The organism is Brevundimonas sp. NPDC090276 (assembly GCF_044772165.1).
GTDB lineage: Bacteria > Pseudomonadota > Alphaproteobacteria > Caulobacterales > Caulobacteraceae > Brevundimonas.
In genome coordinates this window covers 980,289-996,127 of the sequence record NZ_JBIVYK010000002.1, presented here as the reverse complement: position 1 = coordinate 996,127, position 15,839 = coordinate 980,289, and the positions used below count along the sequence as shown (strand labels likewise).

Genomic DNA, 15,839 nt, shown 5'->3' with positions numbered 1-15,839 from the left:
GGTAGCATCCCAAGGGTGCGACATTTGCGTCCTGCATCCCTATATGAAGCCGCGACAAGACGGCGACGGAGTCCATTTCCACTTGGCATCCCCAACACTGATCTCGCTTGACGCCATGGGGGGAGACCACGGTCCCTCGGTCGTGGTCGGCGGCGTGAAGGACTATCTCTCGCGACATGACGGCGAGGGCGTGCGTTTCCTGCTGCATGGCGACGAGGCCGCGATTCGCGCCGAGATGGCGCGCTGCGGCCTGACCGACGCCACCTGCGACGTGCGTCACACCGACAAGGTGGTGGCCATGGACGAGAAGCCGGCCCAGGCCATGCGTCGTGGCAAGGGCTCCAGCCTGTGGAACGCCATCGAGGCCGTGAAGACGGGCGAGGCCAAGGCCGCCGTGTCCGCCGGCAACACCGGCGCCCTGATGGCCATCTCCAAGCTGATCCTGCGCATGGCGGCGCCCGGGCTGGAACGTCCGGCCATTGTCGCCAGCTGGCCGACCCTGCGCGGCTACACCGCCGTTCTGGACGTGGGCGCCAACATCGGCAGCGACGCCAAGCAACTGATCGAATTCGCCATCATGGGCGAGGCCTTCCAGTCGGCGGTGCACGGCGTAGCCAAGCCAACCGTCGGTCTGCTGAATGTCGGCTCCGAGGACATAAAGGGCCACGACGAGGTGCGCGAGGCCCACGCCATCCTGCGCGAGGGCGGTATCCCGCTTGCCTATCACGGCTTTGTCGAGGGCGATGACATCGCCAAGGGCACGGTGGACGTCATCGTCACCGACGGCTTCACCGGCAATATCGCTCTGAAGACGGCCGAGGGCACGGCACGCTTCATTTCGGCCCTGCTGAAAGAGGCGCTGACCTCGGGTCCGATCGCCAAGCTGGGCGCCCTGATCGCAATGCCGGCGCTGAAGCGTATGGCGGCCAAGATCGACCCCAACGCCATTAACGGCGGGCCTCTGCTGGGCCTGAATGGAATCGTCGTGAAGAGCCACGGCGGCGCCACGCCCCAGGGCTATGGAAACGCCATCCGCATCGCCGTCGATCTGGCGCGCAGCGACTACATGGCCAAGGTCGGGGCCAATCTGGGACGGCTCGCCGCCCTGGACCAGCCCGCGCCCGTCGCCGAAACCATCGGGGAGACCCACCAGTGAGCGTCATCCGCAGCGCCGTGACCGGCGTCGGCTCCTTCCTGCCGGAGAAGGTCGTCACCAACGCCGACCTGGCCAAGTTCGTCGACACCTCGGATGAGTGGATCGTCGAGCGCACCGGCATTCATCAGCGCCATCAGGCGCGCGACGACGAGCCGACCAGCGATCTGGCCGTCGAGGCCGCCCGTCGCGCTCTGGCTGACGCCGGCAAGACGGCGGCGGACGTCGATCTGATCATCGTCGCCACCACCACGCCGGACCAGACCTTTCCCGCCACCGCCGCCATTGTGCAGGCCAAGCTGGGGGCACCAGTCGGTATCGCCTTCGACGTCCAGGCCGTCTGCTCGGGCTTCGTTTATGCCATGAGCGTCGCCGACGGCTTCGTCGCGCGCGGCATGGCCAGGTGCGCCCTGGTCATCGGCGCCGAGGAAATGACCCGGTTGATGGACTGGAGTGACCGGACCACCTGCGTCCTGTTCGGCGACGGCGCCGGCGCCTTTGTGCTGGAACCGCGCGAGGGGCAGGGGACCAAGGCTGATCAGGGCGTGCTGGGCTTCGCCCTGCGTTGCGACGGCTCCAAGTCGGACATGCTCTATGTCGACGGCGGTCCGTCCACGACGGGAACGGTCGGCCATCTGAAGATGCTGGGCAATCAGGTCTTCCGCCACGCCGTGGTGAACATTTCTGAAGCCATCGTCGGCGCGACGGAGGCGGCGGGTGTCGAGATCCCCGAGATCGACTGGTTCGTGCCGCACCAGGCCAATCAGCGAATCATTCGCGGTGTCGGCGAGCGTCTGGGGCTGGACGAGAACAAGGTCGTCTCGACCGTGGCTCTGCACGCCAACACCTCTGCGGCGTCCATCCCTCTGGCCATGGATGCGGCCATCAAGGACGGGCGAATCAAGCGTGGCGATCTGGTGGTGATCGAGGCCATGGGCGGCGGTCTGACATGGGGCGCCTGCGCCTTCCGTCTCTAGATTTGCATTCAGGGCTTTGATTCGGGGCGACTTTGCCCTTCTATGCGTGCGAATTGGCAGCGGAGAGACGCAGTGACGGGACAAGAGACCCTGACCCGGGCGGATTTGTGCGATGCGGTGCATGACGAGGTGGGGCTTTCCCGCCAGGAATGCTCCGGTCTGGTCGAGCGCACGCTCGAGCTGGTCGTCGAATCGCTCGAGCGCGGCGAGACAGTGAAGCTTTCTGGATTCGGCGTCTTTCAGGTGCGCGAGAAGCGCGCGCGGATGGGCCGCAACCCCAAGACGGGTGAACCGGCGGCGATCAATCCGCGTCGGGTCATCAGCTTCCGCGCTTCGCAAATCATGAAGAGCCGGGTCCACGACGCGGTCGTCGAGGACTAAGTTACTGTGGCCAAAAGCCCGAACGCCTTTCGCACTATTTCCGAAGCCGCTGACGAAGTCGGCGCGCAGCAGCATGTCCTGCGCTTCTGGGAGACGAAGTTCGACTTCATCGTCCCGGTGAAGCGCGCGGGCGGCCGCCGCTTCTATCGGTCTGAGGACATCACGGTGCTGAAGGCCGTGCGTCGGTTGCTGCACGACGAGGGGCTGACCATTCGCGGCGTCCAGCGTCTGCACAAGGAACAGGGGCTGGCCCGTCTGGCGGCCTATGGCGACCCGGCCACGGCGCTGGAGATTGATTCCGACATCGAGCGGGAAGAGGCGGCTCCTATCTCGGCCCAGCCCTTCGCCTCCGCGCGTCTGGGCGCTGTTTTGGCCGACCTGGAGTCGGCGAAGGCGCGTCTGGACGCTGTTCTGCAGCGCTGAAGCGAACTTGTTGTTCAAAGAGCGTTTTAGCGTTTGCGGACTGCGGAATCGCCGTCTATACGGAGCGCCTTCGGAGCGTGGCGCAGCCTGGTAGCGCACTTGACTGGGGGTCAAGGGGTCGCAGGTTCGAATCCTGTCGCTCCGACCATTTCCTTAGGGAAATCGGTTGGTTAAAGGGGTCGCTTTCGGGCGACCCCTTTTGCAATTTCAGCCCTTAAATCCGCCTCAGGGCCGGACGCAGGCGTCCAGCCCCTTGGCTTGGCGTTTGAGCGTCAGGCCGCCAGCAGTTCGTCGGCGGGGCCGAAGAACTCATAGTGGATGCGGTCGGACGGAACGCCCGCTTGCGTCAGGTCCGCGACCAGGGCGCGCAAGAAGGGGCGGGGGCCGCAGAGATAGTAGTCGGCCTCCTTGATCGGGGTCTGCTCGCTCAGCCAGGCGCCGTTGATCTGACCTTCGTGGTCATAGTCGCGACCCTGTACCTCGTTCGCCGTCGTGGTCTCATAGAAGGTGCTGCTGCGGGCGCCGGGGTGGGCTGCGGTCAGTTGGCGGACATGGGTGCTCATGGCGTGCGCTTGGCCGTCGCGTGCGCCGTGGACATAGTGGACCTGGGTGTCGGGATTTTGGGCCACGATGGTTTCGAGCATGGAGACCATCGGCGTCAGGCCGACGCCGCCTGACAGCAGGACGACCGGGCGCTGAGGCGTTTCTGGCAGGAAGAACTCGCCGGCCGGGGCGGCGACCTTCAGGACCATGCCGGGGCGGGCGTTGTCGTGCAGCCAGCCCGAAGCCAGGCCGTGATCCTCGCGCTTGACCGAGATGCGATAGGTGTCGTCGTTCGGGGCGCAGGAGATGGAGTAGTTGCGCTTCACCGGCGGATGGCCGGGGATGTCGAACCAGAAGGTCAGGTACTGGCCGGGCTGGTGGCGCAGTACCGGGCCGCCGTCCACCGGCTTCAGCACGAAGGACGTGATCACGCTGCTCTCGGGTTTGACCTCGGCGACCTCGAAGGCGCGCCAGCCCTTCCAGCCGCCGTTCGCGGAGGCCAGGTCGTCATAGATGGCGGCTTCGCGCGTGATCAGGATATTGGCCAGGAACCAGTAGGCCTCGCCCCAGGCGTTCAGGATTTCCTCGGTCGCCGCCTCGCCCAGGACATGGGCGATGGCGCCGAGCAGGGCTTTGGCCACGTGGGGATAGTGTTCCGGCAGGATTTGCAGCCCGACGTGCTTCTGGGCGATGCGTTCGACAGCCGCGGCCAGGGCGCCCAGGTTATCGATGTTGTTGGCGTAGGCCAGGATGGCGCCGGTCAGGGCGCGGGGCTGGGACCCGGCGTCGCCGTGGTGCGACTGGTTGAACAGGTCGCGGATTTCGGGGTTCTGGAACATCCGCGAGTACATCTCGCGAACAATCTCGAGACCCTTGGCTTCGAGGGCGGGAACCGTGGCTTTGACAAGCGCGATCGTACGCTCGCTGAGGGCTTGCGACATCAGAGTCTCCTTAGGTGATAGCAATGTGGGGCGGGGTGGGGCGGCGCCCTAGTCGTCGGGCGGCGCGTCGTCAGCTTGCATCTTCACCGACGCCCGTGCGGTCGCGGGTGGGCTGAGCACGAACGGGGCTGAGGCCGGTGGGGTATTCTGCGAGGCGCCGATCATCGGATCCACTCAAAAGATGCATTAGCTATGCATCTATAAGCGCCGTTTGAAACATGCAAGCAGGATGCATATAATTCTCGTGTGGCGCCGTGACGCGCCGATCGGAGACTTGGATGCGCCTGACGCGGTACACCGACTACGCCATGCGCGTGCTGCTCTATCTGGCGGCGCGACCTGATCGGCTGTGCTCGATTTCCGAGATCGCGGGCGCCTATGGGATTTCGCAGAACCATCTGATGAAGGTGGTCAGCGATCTGGTCGGCGCGGGCTATCTGGAGAGCGTGCGTGGGCGGTCTGGCGGCGTGCGTCTGGCTCGACCGCCGTCAGAGATCAATATCGGGGCCGTCGTCCGCCATACCGAAGACGGTTTCGACCTAGTGGACTGCGGCAGCTGCGTCATTGCTCCGGCCTGCGGCCTGACCGGGGCCTTGGCGCAGGCGTTGACCGCCTTCATGAAGGTGCTGGACGGCTATACGCTTGAGAACCTGACCAGCCGCCGTCTGGACATGGCGGGGCTGTTCGACGGCGTCAGGCCGGACGCGCTGAAATCAGCGGCAGACTGATCGCGTCAGGTCTTGGGCGTCGGCTCGCGCTCGGCCCAGCGCAGCAGGGGGATCAGGGGCACGCCCCAGCCGATGCCAGCGACGGCGAAGAAGATAAGGTCCAGCCACCAGATGTTGGGCAGGACGTCGTTGATCGACACCGCGCCCCAGACCCAGAAGGTCAGGAATAGCAGAACGCCGATGGTGGCGATGAAGCGGCGGGTCCGGGCGCCCATCAGCGCTTGCTCCGGAACAGGAAGAAGGCGACCAGACAGATCACGGCGGCGCCCAGCGACCAGACGGTCCAGATCCAGTCGCCCAGCGTGGCCACCGCAAAGACGCGGATGGCCAGGAAGGCGCCGCAGCCGGCGCCGACAGCGGCGACCAGAATAGTCCCGCCCAGACCGCGACGGCCGGTCAGCAGGTCTGCGATCCAGGCCAGAACCAGAGCGCCGACGACGGCGATGGCGATATCCGCATATGGCGCCACGGGCGCTCCTTTAGAATGGTGCGACGCCTTGGCGTCGAATGCGACTCGATCTTGCCGCGCTGGGGGGGCATACCGCCCCGGTCGCCCGACTTGTAAGGCGACAGTGTATCGGGGCGAACGGCAGGCGTCGAATGAAGCGTTTCGGAAATCAGGATCAAAGCCGCGCGGTGGCGCTGTGGCTCTTCTTCAGCGCGGCGATGGTCTTCGCCATGGTGGTCATCGGCGGCGTGACGCGCCTGACGGGTTCGGGCCTGTCGATCACCGAATGGAAGCCCATCATGGGCGCCATCCCGCCCATGAACGCGGCCGAGTGGGCCGAGGCCTTCGACAAGTACAAGGCCATCCCGCAGTACGCCCAGGTCAACGCCGGCATGAGCCTGGGCGAGTTCCAGGGGATCTTCTGGTGGGAATGGCTGCACCGTCTGTTCGGGCGCCTGATCGGCGTGGTCTTCGCGGTTCCCTTCCTGGTCTTCCTGATGATGCGGCGGATGCCGAAGCGGTTGATCGGGCGCTGCCTGATTCTGCTGGGTCTGGGCGGTCTGCAAGGCCTGATCGGCTGGTGGATGGTGTCCAGCGGCCTGTCCGAGCGTGTCGATGTGGCCCCCGAACGTCTGGCGACCCATCTGGGTCTGGCCTTCCTGATCTTCGCCGGCCTGATCTGGACAGGGCTCGAGGCCTGGAGCGGATCGGATCATTCGCGTTCGCCGCGCGGCTGGACCTGGGGCGCGGCCCTGTTGCTGGTCGGCGTTTTCCTTCAGTGCCTGCTGGGCGGGCTGGTGGCGGGGGCCAAGGCGGGCTTCGTCTTCACCGACTGGCCGATGATGAACGGCGCGATCTTCCCTCCGGTCGAGTGGAGCATGGGCGGGCTGGCCTTCCTGCACGATCACGGACTGGTGCAGTTCAATCACCGCCTCGGCGCCTATGTCCTGCTGGCGGCGGGGACGGCCTATGCCATCCACGCCTGGCGCTGGCGGCTGGCCGAGGGGCTGGGCGTTTCGGCCTTTGTGCTGGCGGGTATGCTGTGGCTTCAGGCCGGGCTGGGCGTCGTCACCTTGATGCACGCCGTGCCGATCACGCTGGGCGCGCTGCACCAGGCGGTGGCGGCCTTGGTGCTGGGCGCGGCGACGGTTAATCTGTGGCTGGTTCGTCGCTCGCGCCCGCGCCTGTTCATGAGCGGACCGCGTTCCACGGGCCTCTGATCGCGAAGGTCAGGCCGGGGTACATGATGTTCACGAACAGGACGCTGCCGTCCGGCGAGAACACGGCCCCGGCGAATTCCGAGTTCCCGGTGAAGACGTTGCGGGCAATGGTGTAGAGGCGGCCGTCGGGCGTCACGCCCTTGATGTGGTTGCGCACCTCATCGGAATAGTTGTCCTCGCAGACGATCAGGTGGCCCCAAGGCGCGATGCACAGGTTGTCGCCCATGTTCATGGTGCGCAGATCGGTGCTTTCCACGAACAACTGGATGCGTCCGGGATTGCGGACCTCGTCCGCGCCGCCTTCGTCGGGCGAGGGGACATAGCGCATGATCTGGCCGCGACGCAGCGGCCCGCCCGAGGTGGCGGTCAGATAGAGCTCGTTCTCGCCCCAGAAGATCCCTTCGCCGCGCGCCACTTTCACGGCGCCTGCCGCGTGACCGCGATGGCGCAGGTCGCCGGCCGGGTCCTCGACATCGTCCATGTCGATCCACTCGACCTCGCGCCAGTCGTTGACCGACCAGGTGCGGGCGTCGTGGTTGGCGCTGTCGGCGCCGGGCTGACCCTTGAAGGTCATGGCTTGCAGCCGTCCGCCGCGCGCCAACTGGCCCGGAACGGTTGGGATGAAGCGATAGAAGAGGCCGTCGCCCTGATCTTCGGTCAGGTAGGCGATGCCGGTGCGCGGGTCGATGCAGACGGCCTCGTGGTCGAAGCGGCCCATGGCCTTCAGCGGCACGGGATCGACCAGACCGGTGGCGTTTGCCGGGACTTCGAACACCCAGCCGTGGGATTTGGCGACGTCGGCGTCGGTCGGGGTCTCGACCGTCTCTTCGCAGGTCAGCCAGCTGCCCCACGGGGTGTGGCCGCCGCAGCAGTTGGTCGAGGTGCCGGCCAGCGACAGGTGCTGACGCACCGTATGACGGGTCTCGAGGTCATAGATCAGGGTGGTCGTGCCGCCGGGCAGGGGGCGGCCGTCCTTGTAGGTGTCGTAGGCTTTTGACGCGTCCAGCAGGCCGAGGCGCTCATGATGGAAGCCGCCTGGCCCCATGTTGCGGTGAAGCGCCTTGGACCCCTTCAGTTCGTGGTTGCGGACCAGGGCGACCGTGGTCGGCGTCAGGGCGAAACAGCCCATGCCGTCGGGCTGGCCGGGGACCAGCAGGCCGTCGTCCATCGTCTCGCCGCTCTGCGAGATGACCTGGTAGGAAAAGCCCTCGGGCAGGTCGAGCAGGCCGTTGGGATCGGCCTTCAGCGGACCATAGCCCTCGACCTGATTGACGTAGGTTTCCTCGCCCGCGCTTTGGGCGTGGACGTTGCGGGCGAAGCCGGCGAAGGCGAAGGCCGCAGCCCCGGTTGAGATCAGTTGGCGGCGTTGCAGGCGCATGGGGCAGGGACTCCGTTTGACGGTCGAGCTTAGACCGTCTGCGGACGACAGGGGCGATACGGTCGTGTGACGGTTGCGTGGCTGCGACCATTTGGGCGCGGGTGGCTGTCCTTCTCCCGCAAGGGGAGAAGAAAGGAGGTTTGCGCTGGTCGCGATCAGGTATTTTAATACCGTTTATGGTAAGTTGTTTTAATTCAATATGTTGATCTAAAATCACGTCGCGAACTGATGTTGACCTGCTGTGGATGACCCTCTATCAGCACGCCTTCCGCTCATTCCTGCATGGGGGTGGGCCGCACCGTTCGTCTTTAGGACCCTCAATATGCTGAAGAGCACTACGGCTTCGATGAAGCCGGCAGAGGTCGAAAAGAAGTGGATCCACATCGACGCCGAAGGCGTCGTGGTGGGCCGCCTCGCGACCTTCATCGCCAACCGTCTGCGCGGCAAGCACCTGCCGACCTACACCCCGCACGTTGACATGGGCGACTACGTCGTCGTCACCAACGTCGACAAGGTGGTGTTCACCGGCAAGAAGAACACCGACAAGGTCTACTATCGCCACACCGGTCACCCGGGCGGCATCAAGCAGACGACCCCGGAGAAGGTTCTGGGCGGTCGCTTCCCCGAGCGCGTGCTCGAGAAGGCCGTCGAGCGCATGCTGCCGAAGGAAAGCCCGCTGGCTCGCAAGCAGATGACGCACCTGCGTCTGTTCGCCGGCGCCGCCCACGAGCATGAAGCCCAACAGCCGCAGACCATCGACTTCAAGTCGATGTCCGCCAAGAACGCCCGGAGCGCCTAAGCATGACCGACGTGACTGCTGAAGCCACCGGCTTCGACGCCCTGAAGGGCCTGACCGCCTCGGCCGAGTCCGATGCCCCGGTCTATACGCAAAAGCTGGACGCCCAAGGCCGCGCCTACTCGACCGGCAAGCGCAAGAACGCGATCGCTCGCGTCTGGGTCAAGCCGGGCACCGGCAAGATCACCATCAACGGCAAGGACCAGGAAGTTTACTTCGCTCGTCCCGTGCTGCGCATGATGATCGCTCAGCCGCTGACCGTTTCGGACCGCGCCACGCAATACGACGTGATCTGCACCGTCGAAGGTTCGGGTCTGTCGGGTCAAGCCGGCGCCATCCGCCACGGCCTGTCGCACGCTCTGACGCACTACGAGCCGGAACTGCGCAAGGTCCTGAAGCCGCACGGCTTCCTGACCCGCGACAGCCGCGTCGTCGAACGTAAGAAGTACGGCCGCGCCAAGGCACGCCGCAGCTTCCAGTTCTCGAAGCGCTAATCGCTTTCAGGCGATTTGGATTTGGGGCGCTTCGGGGAAACCCGGAGCGCCCTTTTTCTGTCCGAAAACAGGACCAGACCGACAACATGACCCACACCATCTTCATCGACGGCGAGGCCGGGACCACGGGGCTGGAGATCCGCGAGCGTCTGGAGGCGCGTAACGATCTGGAGCTGATCCTGCTGGGCGACCGTCGGCGCGACGTGGAGGCGCGGCGCGAGGCGCTCAACAGCGCCGATGCGGTCATCCTGTGCCTGCCCGACGATGCGGCGAAGGAAGCCGTGTCGATGATCGAGAACCCCAGCGTGCGGGTCATCGACGCCTCGACGGCGTTCCGGGTCGATCCGGCCTGGACCTATGGCTTCGCCGAGATGGATGCGGAGCAGCGCGCGGCCATCGCCGCCTCGACGCGGGTGTCGAACCCTGGCTGCTATCCGACCGGCTTCATCGGCCTGATGCGGCCTCTGGTGCGGGCCGGGCTGGTGCCGGCTGGGCATCCGGTCACGGTCAATGCGGTCTCGGGCTATTCCGGCGGCGGCAAGGCCATGATCGCCGAGTTCGAGGCTGAGGGCGCGTCCACCGCCTTCCGTGCCTATGGCCTGACGCTGAAGCACAAGCACGTGCCGGAAATGACGAAGCACACGGGCCTGTCGCGCGACGTCCTGTTCGCGCCTGCCGTGGGCGCCTATCGCCAGGGCATGCTGGTCGAGGTTCCGCTGCACCTGTCGGCCCTGCCGGAGACGCCCTCGGTCGAGCGGCTGCATGGGGCCCTGCTGGAAGCCTACGACGGCCAGCGCTTCGTCGAGGTCGCCGACCTGGATGAAACCGAGGCCATGACGGGCATCGAGCCGGAGGCCCTGAACGGCACAAACCGGATGCGTCTGCACGTCTTTGGTGATCGGGGTGGGGAGCAGGCGCGTCTGGTCGCCATGCTCGACAACTTGGGCAAGGGCGCCTCGGGCGCGGCGGTGCAGAACCTCAACATCATGCTGGGTCTGGACGAGGCGACCGGCCTGATCTGAACCAAATGCGCCCGGCCGCCGTATAGGGGGCATGGACGCCGTATTCGATCGAAGGTCCGTATTTCTGGGCGGCGTCGCCGTCGCCCTGTCGGGCTGTGCGCCCGAGGCGGCGGACGCGTCGGAAGGGCAGTGGGCGAACTCGCCCTTTCGCCGGATCAGCGATGCGGAATGGAGGCGGCGGCTGGGCGAGGCCTCGTGGCGCGTGCTGCGGCATGAGGGGACCGAGCAGCCGTTCAGCAGCCCCTTGAACGACGAGCATCGGCGCGGCGTCTTCGTCTGCAAGGGCTGCGCCCTGCCACTGTTCCAGTCGGGGTGGAAGTACGACAGCGGCACCGGCTGGCCCAGTTTCACGCGGGTCATGCAGGACAATATCGGCGCCAAGACCGACCGCCTGATCGGCGTGGCCCGCACCGAGTACCACTGCGCCCGCTGTCTGGGGCATCAGGGGCATCTGTTCATGGACGGGCCGCCGCCGACCGGGCGGCGCTACTGCAACAACGGCGTGGCGCTGACGTTTCAGCCCGCCTGACGGGCCTTGAGCGCGGATTCGACCGTCACGCCGAACCAGACAGCGCCGATGACAACCAGCAGGCCGTAGTCATGACCGGGGAAGAAGACCGGCACGGCGGCGCCCAGGATCAGCGCCAGCGGGAAGAGGCTGGCCCAGACCGCGGTTGAAGCGGCCTCGGGGTGGATCATCGGCGGGCGCTGCAGGCCCATGCGCTTGGACATCATGCCGTTGAAGACGACGAACCCGACCGTGCAGACGACGGCCAGCAGGACATATTTCAGCGTCTTGCCCGGTTCGCCGAACAGGCTGGCGGTGGCGATCAGAAGGGCGAGCGGGACGGCGGTGGCCAGGGCCAGCAGCAGGTTGGGTTCGATACGCTTCAAGACTTCACTTTCACATAGGCGCCGGGCGCGGGCTCGATGGGCTTCAGCGGGCCTGTCTCCGGGTCGCGGGCGGGGATCTGTTCGCCCGATCTTTCGTGCAGCCAGGCGGCCCAGTGATTCCACCAGCTGCCCGGGTGTTGTTGCGCTTCCGCTTGCCATTCCGCGAGCGTCTCGGGAAGGGCGGGGTTGGTCCAGTGCTGGTATTTGTTGGCGGCAGGCGGATTGATGACCCCGGCGATGTGGCCCGAACCGGCCAGGGTGTAGGTCACCGGCCCGCCGAACAGCCGCGCCGAGCGATAGACCGAGTTCATAGGCGCGATGTGGTCCTCGCGGCTGGCCAGGAAGTAGAGGGGCGTGCGGACCGTTGACAGGTCGGTGCGCTCACCGTCGATCTCGAACTCGCCTTTCGCCAGGGCGTTCTGGCCGTACATGCGACGCAGATAGTCGAGGTGCAGGCGCTTGGGCATCCGCGTCTGGTCGGCGTTCCAGAACAAGAGGTCGAAGGCCGGCGGCGCCTTGCCCATCAGATAGTTGGACACGAAGAAGGACCAGATCAGGTCATTGGCGCGCAGGGCGTTGAAGGTGTCGGCCATGGCCGCGCCGGGCAGGACCCCGCCGGCGGCGTCGATCTGTTGCTCGATCTCGGCCAGCCAGTGTTCGTCGGTGAACAGCAGCAGGTCGCCGGCCTCGGCGAAGTCGTGCTGGGCGGCGAAGAAGGTGGCCGAGGCGACGCGGGCGTCCTGGCGTGCCGCCATGTGGGCCAGGGCCGCCCCCAGCAGGGTGCCGCCGATGCAGTAGCCGACGGCGTTCAGCTGTTTCTGGTTGGTCTGCTCCAGCGTCTTTTCGACGGCGCGATAAACGCCCTTGTGCAGGTAGTCGTCGAAGCCGAACTGGGCCTTGTCCTGATCCGGGTTGACCCAGGAGCAGACGAAGACGGTGAAGCCCTGGGCCGACAGCCAGCGGATCAGCGAGTTCGCCGGCTGCAGGTCCATGATGTAGAACTTGTTGATCCACGGCGGGAAGATCAGCAGCGGGACGGCGTGCTGGGTTTCGGTCGCGGCGTCGAACTGGATCAGTTCGAACAGCTCGTCGCGCCAGACCACCTGACCGGGGGCGGTGGCGACGTTTTCACCGACCTTGAACTGGCCGTAGTCGGCCTGGCTGATCTTCAGCTTGCCGGCGCCGCGCTCCAGGTCGGCGGCGAAATTCTGCATCCCCTTGACCAGCGACTCGCCGCCCGTCTCGGCCAGGGCTTTGAGCGCCGCCGGGTTGGAGGCGAGGAAGTTGGCGGGCGAGAAGGCGTCGGTCAGCAGCTTGGTGAAGAACTCGGCCCGACGCTTCACACGTGGATCGACGTCCTCGACGCTGGAGACCAGGCCGTTCATCCAGTCGGAGGTGACCAGATAGGACTGGCGCATGACGTCGAAGACCGGGTTCTCGCTCCAGGCCGGGTCGCGGAAGCGCTTGTCGGTGGAGGGGGCGGGGGCGACCTCTTCGCCCATGGCGCGGCGGGCCGTCGTGGACCACAGGTCCATGTAGCGGCCGAACAGGTCGGCCTGGGCCTGGAACAGCTTTTCGGGGCGTGCGGCCAGGCTGGTCATGACCGAGGTCATGGCCGGGGCAATGTTGAACGGATCGGGCGACAGGGCGGCAGGGCGGTCGGCCTGGGACAGGGCCGCCTCGGCGATGGCCGACTGGGCCGTCATGGCGGCCTTGGCCAGGTTCAGCGACAGGGTTTCCAGCAGATGGCGCTGATCGGCGCCGAAAGCGAAGGGATCGGCGGCGGCCTCAGGTTGAGGCGGGGTGTCGGCTTTGGGCGATTCGGGCGGGGCGTCGGGCGGTGGGGCCTTCTTGGCTCGCGGCTTGGCCGAGGTCGGACGCCCGGATTTGCGCGGCGCGGCGGCGGCCGGCAGCGGGGCGGGGGGAGCCTTGGTCGGGCGCTTGGCCATGGGCGAACCTCCGGAACCGGCCTCGCGTCGGGTCGCGAGCCTTCCTCCGGGAACGATGATGGCATATGACCGGGGGTGAGATGAACGTGTTCCTGTCGAAAAAGACCATCGTGCCGGCGATGACCGGTTTGCTGCTGCTCACGAGCGGCTGCGTCGGCTCGTTCGACCCGCAGACGGACGCGACTTCGCCTTTGGCGCCCCGCGTTCAGGAACTGGTGGACGCGCACCGGCAGTACCCGCGCTGGGCCGATTTTCCGGCGACGCCGACGGATGTGCCACAACCGGCCCAGGTGGCGGCCAATGTGCAAACGCTGAACGCCGACAGCGGCGCGCTGGCGAGCCAGGTGGCGGGCATCGACTGGACGCTGGACAGCGATCCGGCGGCCTTTGTGGCTTCGATCCAGCGTCGCTTTGATCCGGCCAAGATGGCTGCGATCGGCGCCCAGACGCCGGAAGAGGTCGAGGCCTTCGCCGAAGCCCTGCGTCGGCGCGCCGCCGCGCCGCCGCCGATCGACCGCCAGCGTCCCTGAAGCGCTCCCTGTCGTCTGGACGACAGAATCCCGGAATGATGGCCGGGCTGACAAGGATTCCTCATGGCTGACGGCAGCAGTGCTCCCGCCTTTCTCGGCGTTTCGCGGTCCCTGTCGGGGCGCGCCTGGCGGCAGCGTCCGGCCGAGGCGTCGACCATTCGGGCCCATATGCAGGCCCTGGATCTGGACGAACCCATGGCGCGGGCGCTGGCCGCGCGCGGCGTGGCGGCGGATCAGGGGCAGAACTTCCTGACGCCGACGCTGCGGGCCCTGTTCCCCGATCCGTCCAGCTTCATGGACATGGATACGGCGGCGACCGCCATCATCGACGCCTTGCAGGCGGGCACCAGCATCCACGTCTTCGCCGACTATGACGTGGACGGCGCCTCCAGTGCGGCCCTGTTGGTGCGCTGGTTCCGCACGCTGGGCGCGGACCTGCCCATCTATGTCCCAGATCGCCTGACGGAGGGATACGGCCCCAGCGCGCGGGCGTTTGACACGCTGAAGGCGCGCGGCGCCGATCTGGTCATCACCGTCGACTGCGGGGCGGCGGCCAACGAGGCCGTGGCCCACGCGGCGGCCATCGGGCTGAACGTCGTGGTCATCGATCACCACATGATGCGCGAGGAGCCGCCGGCCTGTCTGGCCGTGGTCAATCCGAACCGGCCGGGCTGTAATTCCGGGCAGGGCAATCTGGCGGCGGCGGGGGTGGTCTTCGTCCTGCTGGCGGCGCTGAACCGCGAGGCGCGGGCGAGGGGCCTGTTTGAGGGCAAGACCGAACCGGACATCCGCCAGTGGCTGGATCTGGCCGCCATGGGCGCCATCTGCGACGTGACGGGGCTGACGGGGTTCAACCGCGCCCTGACCAGTCTGGGCCTGAAGGTCATGTCGGACTGGAAGAACCCGGGGCTGCGCGCCCTGCTGGCCGCCGCCGGGGCCGAGCTAGGACCGGCCAAGTCCAATCATGCAGGCTTCATCCTGGGACCTCGCATCAATGCGGGTGGCCGGATCGGCAAGTCGGACCTGGGCGCGCGCCTGCTGTCCACCGACGACGCCGACGAAGCCAGGATGCTGGCGCAGGAGCTGGATGCCCTGAACATCGCTCGCCGTGAGGTCGAGGCTCAGGTGACGGAGCAGGCCGTGCGCCGCGTTGAGGCCACGGGCGCGCACGCTGACGAGTCGGCTCTGGTCGTGGTCTCGGGCGAGGACTGGCACCCCGGCGTGGTCGGCATTGTGGCGGGGCGCTTGCGCGAACGCTGGCGTAAGCCGGTCATCGTTATCGGCGTCGACGCCGTCAACGGCGTGGGCAAGGGCTCGGGCCGGTCGCAGCCGGGCATGAACCTGGGCCGCGCCGTGCAGACGGCGTGGAACGAAGGCGTGCTGATCGCCGGGGGCGGGCACGCCATGGCGGCGGGTCTGACGGTGGCGGCGGACCGCATCGACGAGCTGCGCGCCTTCCTCAACGACCAGTTGCTGGGCGAGCGCGCCGAGGCTGTGGCCCAGGACTGGGTCGAGGTGGACGCCCTGATCGATCCGCGCGCGGCGACCCGCGACCTGTTTGAGGCCTTCGAGCAGCTGGCGCCCTATGGACCGGCCAACCCCGAACCCCTGTTCGCCCTGCAAGGCGTGCAGGCGCGCGAGCCCGTCGCCATGAACGGCGGTCATGTGCGGTGTCGTCTGGTGGGGCCGGACGGGGCCTCTGTGCGGGCTATCGCCTGGCGCTGCGCCGACCTGCCCGGGGGCAAGGCGCTGCTGGCGGGGCAGGGCGGGTTGAACCTGGTCGGGCGACTGAAGGCGGACGACTGGAACGGCCGTCGCGGGGTGCAGTTCGAGATCGAGGACGTGGCCGACCCGCGCATGGCCTGAGCTTCAAGCCTGGCCGAGCGCAGGTCTTTGAAAAAGTCGCACAAACTGCGCAGCAAGCGCTTGCAAGCGGCGGAATCGACGGCTATTACCCCGGTC

At 66.8% G+C, this 15,839-nt stretch carries 18 protein-coding genes and 1 tRNA gene; 13 read left to right on the top strand and 6 right to left on the bottom strand.

Going from position 1 to position 15,839, the window contains the following annotated elements; genetic code table 11:
• Positions 1-82 precede the first annotated feature (82 nt).
• From plsX to ACIQTU_RS10645, 5 genes are all read left to right on the top strand, one after another.
• Complete coding sequence (gene plsX, locus ACIQTU_RS10665) at positions 83-1,156, top strand: phosphate acyltransferase PlsX (protein WP_400546400.1); 1,074 nt, start codon at positions 83-85, stop codon at positions 1,154-1,156.
• A complete protein-coding gene (locus ACIQTU_RS10660; RefSeq protein WP_400546397.1) occupies positions 1,153-2,130 on the top strand; it encodes a beta-ketoacyl-ACP synthase III in 978 nt (325 codons plus the stop codon). Before plsX ends, ACIQTU_RS10660 begins: the two co-directional genes overlap by 4 nt.
• 72 nt (positions 2,131-2,202) lie before the next feature.
• Entirely contained in the window at positions 2,203-2,511 is a 309-nt protein-coding gene (locus ACIQTU_RS10655; RefSeq protein WP_245945209.1) for an integration host factor subunit alpha, read from the top strand.
• Between the two features lie 6 nt (positions 2,512-2,517).
• Positions 2,518-2,934, top strand: a complete 417-nt coding sequence (locus ACIQTU_RS10650) for a MerR family transcriptional regulator (RefSeq protein WP_400546393.1) — start codon at positions 2,518-2,520, stop codon at positions 2,932-2,934.
• Positions 2,935-3,005: 71 nt separating this feature from the next.
• Positions 3,006-3,082, top strand: a tRNA-Pro gene (locus ACIQTU_RS10645).
• 124 nt (positions 3,083-3,206) lie between these two features.
• On the opposite strand, the gene hmpA is transcribed toward ACIQTU_RS10645, so the two are convergent.
• Positions 3,207-4,418, bottom strand: coding sequence for an NO-inducible flavohemoprotein (hmpA, locus tag ACIQTU_RS10640; RefSeq protein WP_400546390.1), 1,212 nt, complete (start codon positions 4,416-4,418; stop codon positions 3,207-3,209).
• 278 nt (positions 4,419-4,696) lie between these two features.
• On the opposite strand from hmpA, the gene ACIQTU_RS10635 reads away from it, so the two are divergent.
• Positions 4,697-5,146, top strand: coding sequence for an RrF2 family transcriptional regulator (locus ACIQTU_RS10635; protein WP_400546387.1), 450 nt, complete (start codon positions 4,697-4,699; stop codon positions 5,144-5,146).
• Positions 5,147-5,151: 5 nt separating this feature from the next.
• Here ACIQTU_RS10635 and ACIQTU_RS10630 read toward each other — a convergent pair whose 3' ends face one another.
• Entirely contained in the window at positions 5,152-5,361 is a 210-nt protein-coding gene (locus tag ACIQTU_RS10630) for a DUF2842 domain-containing protein (RefSeq protein WP_400546384.1), read from the bottom strand.
• Complete coding sequence (locus tag ACIQTU_RS10625) at positions 5,361-5,615, bottom strand: transglycosylase (protein WP_400546381.1); 255 nt, start codon at positions 5,613-5,615, stop codon at positions 5,361-5,363. The genes ACIQTU_RS10630 and ACIQTU_RS10625 overlap by 1 nt, the downstream gene beginning before the upstream one ends.
• A 131-nt stretch (positions 5,616-5,746) precedes the next feature.
• Between ACIQTU_RS10625 and ACIQTU_RS10620 the strand changes: the two genes are divergently transcribed.
• Entirely contained in the window at positions 5,747-6,814 is a 1,068-nt protein-coding gene (locus tag ACIQTU_RS10620; RefSeq protein WP_400546378.1) for a COX15/CtaA family protein, read from the top strand.
• Here ACIQTU_RS10620 and ACIQTU_RS10615 read toward each other — a convergent pair.
• Positions 6,783-8,192 (bottom strand): alkaline phosphatase PhoX, encoded by a 1,410-nt coding sequence (locus ACIQTU_RS10615; RefSeq protein WP_400546375.1) that lies wholly within the window; start codon positions 8,190-8,192, stop codon positions 6,783-6,785. The genes ACIQTU_RS10620 and ACIQTU_RS10615 overlap by 32 nt on opposite strands.
• Positions 8,193-8,514: 322 nt before the next feature.
• On the opposite strand from ACIQTU_RS10615, the gene rplM reads away from it, so the two are divergent.
• The 4 genes from rplM to msrB all read left to right on the top strand — a co-directional run bounded on the left by rplM (position 8,515) and on the right by msrB (position 11,033).
• Positions 8,515-8,991 carry a 50S ribosomal protein L13 gene (gene rplM, locus ACIQTU_RS10610; RefSeq protein ID WP_400546372.1) on the top strand — a complete coding sequence of 159 codons (477 nt, stop codon included), beginning with the start codon at positions 8,515-8,517 and terminating at the stop codon, positions 8,989-8,991.
• A gap of 2 nt (positions 8,992-8,993) precedes the next feature.
• The gene (gene rpsI / locus ACIQTU_RS10605; protein ID WP_400546369.1) at positions 8,994-9,482 is read left to right on the top strand and encodes a 30S ribosomal protein S9; all 489 of its coding nucleotides are present in this window, start codon (positions 8,994-8,996) and stop codon (positions 9,480-9,482) included.
• An 86-nt stretch (positions 9,483-9,568) separates the two neighbouring features.
• Entirely contained in the window at positions 9,569-10,504 is a 936-nt protein-coding gene (argC, locus tag ACIQTU_RS10600; protein WP_400546366.1) for an N-acetyl-gamma-glutamyl-phosphate reductase, read from the top strand.
• Positions 10,505-10,535: 31 nt separating this feature from the next.
• Positions 10,536-11,033, top strand: a complete 498-nt coding sequence (msrB, locus tag ACIQTU_RS10595) for a peptide-methionine (R)-S-oxide reductase MsrB (RefSeq protein ID WP_400546363.1) — start codon at positions 10,536-10,538, stop codon at positions 11,031-11,033.
• On the opposite strand, the gene ACIQTU_RS10590 is transcribed toward msrB, so the two are convergent.
• Both ACIQTU_RS10590 and phaC read right to left on the bottom strand, forming a co-directional pair.
• Positions 11,021-11,398: a hypothetical protein gene (locus ACIQTU_RS10590; RefSeq protein WP_400546360.1), complete on the bottom strand. Its 378-nt coding sequence runs from the start codon at positions 11,396-11,398 to the stop codon at positions 11,021-11,023. The genes msrB and ACIQTU_RS10590 overlap by 13 nt on opposite strands.
• Complete coding sequence (phaC, locus tag ACIQTU_RS10585) at positions 11,395-13,347, bottom strand: class I poly(R)-hydroxyalkanoic acid synthase (RefSeq protein ID WP_400546357.1); 1,953 nt, start codon at positions 13,345-13,347, stop codon at positions 11,395-11,397. Before phaC ends, ACIQTU_RS10590 begins: the two co-directional genes overlap by 4 nt.
• A 65-nt stretch (positions 13,348-13,412) precedes the next feature.
• Here phaC and ACIQTU_RS10580 point away from each other — a divergent pair, with 65 nt between their 5' ends.
• Both ACIQTU_RS10580 and recJ read left to right on the top strand, forming a co-directional pair.
• Positions 13,413-13,877, top strand: coding sequence for a hypothetical protein (locus ACIQTU_RS10580; protein WP_400546354.1), 465 nt, complete (start codon positions 13,413-13,415; stop codon positions 13,875-13,877).
• Positions 13,878-13,940: 63 nt separating this feature from the next.
• A complete protein-coding gene (recJ, locus tag ACIQTU_RS10575) occupies positions 13,941-15,743 on the top strand; it encodes a single-stranded-DNA-specific exonuclease RecJ (RefSeq protein WP_400546351.1) in 1,803 nt (600 codons plus the stop codon).
• Positions 15,744-15,839 lie beyond the last annotated feature (96 nt).